The sequence below is a fragment of the Neisseria sp. P0021.S007 genome (genome assembly GCF_051956855.1).
Window position 1 is genome coordinate 1 of the sequence record NZ_JBQCXA010000219.1, and the last position, 937, is coordinate 937.

Sequence of the window (937 nt, forward strand, 5' to 3'; positions counted from 1 at the left end):
TGCCAATACGGTAATCTTATCAGGCTGTACTTCTAAAACGCCACCGGAAACGGCAACCAGTACTTCTTCAGCTTCACCCGGAACAGTCAAACGCAATGCGCCGGGGCGTACCAAACTCATAATCGGCTCGTGTCGTGGATAAATACCAAGCTCACCTTGAACGGTCGGAACCACCACAAAGCTGGCCTCGCCCGAATAGATGTTTTGCTCGCTACTGACCACTTCAACTTGCATGGTGCTCATGCCGGCCTCCTTAGTTTAAGGTTTTCGCTTTCTCAGCCGCTTCTTCGATACCGCCTACCATATAGAACGCTTGTTCAGGCAGATGGTCGTATTCGCCGTTCAAGATGGCTTTAAAGCCGGCGATGGTGTCACGCAATGAAACATATTTGCCTGGAGAACCGGTAAATACTTCGGCAACGTGGAACGGTTGAGACAGGAAGCGTTGGATTTTACGGGCGCGCATCACAGTCAGTTTGTCTTCGTCAGACAATTCGTCCATACCCAGAATAGCGATAATGTCGCGCAATTCTTTGTATTTTTGCAGAGTAGACTGTACACCGCGCGCTACGTCGTAGTGCTCTTGGCCCAATACCATCGGATCCAATTGGCGTGAAGTAGAATCAAGCGGGTCAACTGCCGGGTAAATACCCAAAGATGCAATATCACGGCTCAATACGACGGTTGCGTCCAAGTGGGCGAAAGTTGTCGCTGGAGACGGGTCAGTCAAGTCATCCGCAGGTACATATACGGCTTGGATGGAAGTAATGGAGCCGGTTTGGGTAGAGGTAATACGCTCTTGCAAACGACCCATTTCTTCAGCCAATGTCGGTTGGTAACCCACTGCAGAAGGCATACGGCCCAACAGTGCAGATACTTCGGTACCGGCCAAAGTGTAACGGTAGATGTTGTCAACGAAGAACAATACGTCGCGACC

At 50.5% G+C, this 937-nt stretch carries 2 protein-coding genes; both read right to left on the bottom strand.

Annotated features, from left to right (window positions below; all coding sequences use genetic code 11):
- Positions 1–243: ATP synthase F1 subunit epsilon (gene atpC / locus ACTHUR_RS12345; protein ID WP_440398767.1), on the bottom strand; the 243-nt coding region annotated here is incomplete at its 3' end.
- Positions 244–253: 10 nt separating this feature from the next.
- Positions 254–937 (bottom strand): ATP synthase beta subunit C-terminal domain-containing protein (locus tag ACTHUR_RS12350; RefSeq protein ID WP_440398769.1); only part of this gene is annotated, 684 nt, incomplete at its 5' end.